At 62.7% G+C, this 4,453-nt stretch carries 3 protein-coding genes; 2 read left to right on the top strand and 1 reads right to left on the bottom strand.

Annotation, left to right across the window (positions count from 1 at the left end; translation table 11 throughout):
• A partial coding sequence (locus AC1DSN_RS18865) for an acyl-CoA dehydrogenase (RefSeq protein ID WP_477332202.1) occupies nt 1-2,017 on the top strand: 2,017 nt, incomplete at its 5' end.
• A 456-nt stretch (nt 2,018-2,473) separates the two neighbouring features.
• Here AC1DSN_RS18865 and AC1DSN_RS18860 read toward each other — a convergent pair.
• Nucleotides 2,474-3,439: a lysozyme inhibitor LprI family protein gene (locus AC1DSN_RS18860; protein WP_477298877.1), complete on the bottom strand. Its 966-nt coding sequence runs from the start codon at nt 3,437-3,439 to the stop codon at nt 2,474-2,476.
• A gap of 666 nt (nt 3,440-4,105) precedes the next feature.
• On the opposite strand from AC1DSN_RS18860, the gene AC1DSN_RS18855 reads away from it, so the two are divergent.
• Nucleotides 4,106-4,405, top strand: a complete 300-nt coding sequence (locus tag AC1DSN_RS18855; protein WP_477332200.1) for a hypothetical protein — start codon at nt 4,106-4,108, stop codon at nt 4,403-4,405.
• The last annotated feature ends 48 nt before the right edge of the window (nt 4,406-4,453 follow it).

Below are 4,453 nucleotides of genomic sequence, written 5' to 3'. Positions count from 1 at the left end.
GGCCGACCTTCCGCCGAACGTCTGGGAGTTCATCAAGAAGAACAAGTTCTTCGGCATGATCATTCCGAAGACCTACGGCGGCCTCGGCTTCTCGGCGCTGGCTCACTCGGCCGTGCTGCAGAAGCTCTCGAGCATGTCGCAGACGGTCGCCTCCACCGTCGCCGTGCCGAACTCGCTCGGACCCGGCGAGCTGCTCATGCACTACGGCAGCGACGAGCAGAAGAACCACTTCCTGCCGCGCCTGGCCGATGGCCGTGAAGTTCCGTGTTTCGCGCTGACCGGTCCCTACGCCGGTTCGGACGCCACCTCGATTCCCGATTTCGGCATCGTCACCAAGGGCATGTGGAACGGCGAAGAAACCGTCGGTATCCGCCTGACCTTCGATAAGCGCTACATCACGCTGGCGCCGGTCGCGACCATCGTCGGCCTCGCCTTCCGCATGTACGACCCGGACAAGCTGCTGGGTGAGAAGGAAGACCTGGGCATCACGCTGGCGCTGCTGCCGCGCGAAACCCCGGGGATGGAAATCGGTCGTCGCCACTTCCCGCTGAACACGCCGTTCCAGAACGGCCCGGTGCACGCGAAGGACATGTTCGTGCCGCTGTCCGTACTGATCGGTGGCCCGCACATGGCCGGCCAGGGCTGGCGCATGCTGGTCGAGTGCCTGTCGGTGGGTCGCGCGATCTCGCTGCCGTCCAACGCCACAGGCGCTTCGCGCATGGCGGTCTCGGCGACCGGTTCGTATGCGCGCATGCGCAAGCAGTTCGGCCTCGCTATCGGCCGTTTCGAAGGCGTGGAAGAAGCGCTCGCCCGCATCGGCGGCCTGACCTACGCCATGCAGGCACTCTCGCGTGCCACCGCCGCCGCCGTCGATCGCGGTGAGAAGCCGGCCGTGCCGTCGGCCATCGCCAAGTACCACGCTACCGAGTGGTGCCGTCAGATCGCGTCGGACGCGATGGACGTGCACGGTGGCAAGGGGGTCATCCTCGGCCCGAAGAACTACATGGGTCGCGGCTGGCAGTCGGTGCCGATCGCCATCACGGTGGAAGGCGCGAACATCATGACGCGCAGCCTGATGATCTTCGGTCAGGGTGCGATCCGCTGCCATCCTTACGTGCTGAAGGAAATGCAGGCACTGGGTATCGCCGATTACCGCGAGCGCCTGAAGACCTTCGACAAGGCACTCTTCGGCCACATCGGTTTCGGCTTCTCCAACGCCGTGCGCAGCTTCGTCCTGGGACTGACCGCGGCGAAGATCGGCGACACCGCTGGTGACGCTTACACGCGCCGCTACTACCGCAAGCTCAACCGTTACTCCGCGGCGCTGGCACTGTGTGCCGACGTGGCGATGGGTGTGCTCGGCGGCAAGCTGAAGTTCAAGGAAAAGCTGTCAGCTCGTCTGGGTGATGTGCTCTCGTACCTGTATATCGCCAGCGCGATGCTCAAGCGTTACGAAGACACCGGCCGTCCGGAAGCGGATCGTCCGCTGCTGGCCTGGGCTTTCCACCAGTGCGTGTGGAACATGCAGATGGCGCTGGACGGCGTGATCCGTAACTTCCCGGTGCGCCCGGTGGCCTGGGTACTGCGTGCCCTGGTGTTCCCGTTCGGTCGCCGCGAAGTGCCGCCGTCGGATCGCCTCGGTCGCCGCGTCGCCGCGCTGATCACCGCGCCCAGCGAAGCCCGCGAGCGCCTGACCACGTGGACCTACCTCACCCCGACGGCGAACAACACGGTGGGTCGCATGAATGCGCTCCTGCCCGACGTGATCGCCGCCGAGCCGGTGGAGCGCAAGTTCCTCAAGGCGTTCAAGGGTGGCCAGCTGAAGTCGCACACGTACAACGAGCAACTCGCCGAGGCCGAGAAGCTGGGCGCCATCACCGCAGCCGAGCGCGACCTGCTCCAGCGCGTGCGTGACGGCGTCGCCGAGTTCATCTCGGTCGATGACTTCGACAGCGAAGAGCTGCGTGCGGGCGTGCAGAAGAAAGCGGAAGCGATCAACAAGGTGCGCGCTGCGTAAGTAGCCACGCGTTCTGTAGGAGCCGATTCATCGGCGAAGAGGGCCGCGAGCAATCGCGGCCTTTTTTTGTTCCCCCGCATCCTGTGGGAGCCGCTTCAGCGGCGAAAGGCCGGCCGCTACGCGCCCCACGTAACCAGCGGCTTACGCCGCCTGACGCTGGTGTCCGTGACGGGAGCCGCGAGGGGCAAGGCCCTTGGGGCCGCGGCGCGGCTCTTCGAGACGGGCGGTAGCAGGGCTTTCGCTTCGTAAGCGAGTCGGGGCCGCCCTCAGCTTAAGCGGCCCCAAGRACCTTGCCCCTCGCGGCACCGAASGCTGAGGCKGCGTGSGGTCGAGCACACCGCCGGTAGCTTGCCTCGCTGCTGTTGTAGGAGCCGCTTCAGCGGCGAACCCTCAACATTCATCCCGCGACTGACGCTTTGGCTAACCGACTATTCGAACTGGGGCATCCCCCCTTCTTTACTCGACGACCTTGCGATTCCTGGCAACGGACTCACGAATGAGCTTCGGATCGAAGTCGGTCAAAGAAATCCAGGAAAGACTCGAGGGATAGTCGAGGACCGACTTGTAAACGACAACGCCGGCATCGCCGTTCTGCACGGAAGTTGTCTCAACGTGCTGAAGATGCCACGCGGCTTTCTCTTTGGACCACGCGAAGCTATAGGTCGTGCCGCCGCGAGCCAACTGGTTGAAATAGATGATTTCGTTAGAGGTCACCGTGAGACTGCTGTTGAGTCCAAGCGCACTCGCGTGCTTGAGCTCCTCGCTGGAAGTGCACTCAACGATTCTGCTGTTCCTATCTGACGCAACAAAGTGCCCGCCGTCATTCCTGAGCACCACCAATTCGCATGGGTTGGTTTGCTGTCCATCGTGGACTGGGTGACGAATCAAGACGACTGCTCCGTCATCGCCTTCCCCTGGCTGCTGGGCACTCTTGAGCGCAAGAATGGTGTCTTGCGTGGTGAAGAGCGAACGCAGGTTCGTGGGAATTTGGTAAGGCTCGGTGGCGAGTTTGGCAGATACTCGCAGGGGAGACGTCCGCGCCTCTAGCTCAGCGGCGCGATGGGCCGTGCGCGTAAGGCGGCATTCGTTAGCGCCGAGCATGGCCGCTGTCCCTCCGTTGGCGGGTGGTGCACAGGCGTCGTCTCGGTCGCTCATCCATGCCCGCTCCTGGTCGCGTAGGGCATTGCGTTCCGCGCTMGATATCGATTGCCGTAGCGACTTGTAAGCGGTGTTGAGTCGCTGATCCTGGAAGTCGTATTCCGTGCCGATGCAATCGTTGAGCGCCAAGGTCGCACCCTTGGAAGCTTTGAGGCACGTGTAGTATGCAGCGCGCAGTGGTTCCTCCGTAGCAGTGTTCTCTTGTCCGTGCGCATTGCACACGACGAAACACAGCATTCCTAGCGCAGAAATCCAGTGAATCACGTGGCTGAAACTCCTTGTCGGTGGAGACGCAACACAGGTCGCCCATCAGGACCACATCCTCGGCGAGACTGTCGCATCTGATCGCGTTGAGCGGAAGCAGCGACACGGAAATTCGTATCCATCTTAGGCCCGCTATTTCCATTACAGATAGCGACATTGGGCTATCGAGTTCGCACCTACAGACAACCCAATATTGTTTTGCTACGGTCATCCCGTTGCCTGCGTCGTCGTTCGTCGTGTCGCGCAGRCAACCATCGCTCAATGCGGTGAAGAAGCGCGAAGCAGGAGTGTTACGAGCACACCTGCTTCGCTAACCAAATCCAACTTAGGACCCAGTTGATATGGCTGTTACCGATCATACGTCACCCGCTCGCCCGCCGAATCCCCTCGGCGACACCCCCTACGGTTACCGGGTTGTCTGCGTCCCACGCAGACACGGTTAAAGAACCGGGGCGTCAGCGAATTCTGAGAAGTTTCTTGGCCGTGTAACCCGGCGCGTACCTACCTGCGCCGACGAAGCGGGCTGACGCTCACTCACTTCATCAATCAAGCCACCCGGCGCCCGGTCACGGGCAGTCGTGAACCCGCGAGTCCGTTAGATCCGCGGCACGTCGCTTTGTGGGCGTGCCGCACCTGGGCAAGCGGCGGCTTTATCAAGGATCAGTGATGTCTTCGAACAACGACCATGGCGCAAGGCGCCGTGCGCGCTACTACGCCGACCCCGATGCATCAGCGCACGATCTTCTCAATAACGCTGCCGAACTGTTGCAGTTCGCACGCGGAGTCACCGAGCTGCTCGCCGAATTCGTGCATGAGTCGGATGCGGTCGATTGCCGGCGCATGGCGTTGTCACTCGATGCGGTCGCCGCGCTTACGCAGATGGGCGCGCATTGTGCGGCGGAGGCGCATGCGCGGCTTACGTGGGAGAGACGTTCCGCTGCGGATGAGGTGTTGGGGCCGCATTGATGGGTCGAGCGTAGGCAGGTGCGGCCCCATTCGCACGCGCGACAGGCT

The organism is Luteibacter sp. P4_D7_3 (assembly GCF_056401735.1).
This window is presented reverse-complemented; position numbering and strand designations above follow the sequence as displayed.

What these genes read in the sequence shown, in the direction of transcription:
- AC1DSN_RS18855 (WP_477332200.1), top strand. Translation starts at nt 4,106, where the DNA reads ATGTCTTCGAACAACGACCATGGCGCAAGGCGCCGTGCGCGCTACTAC.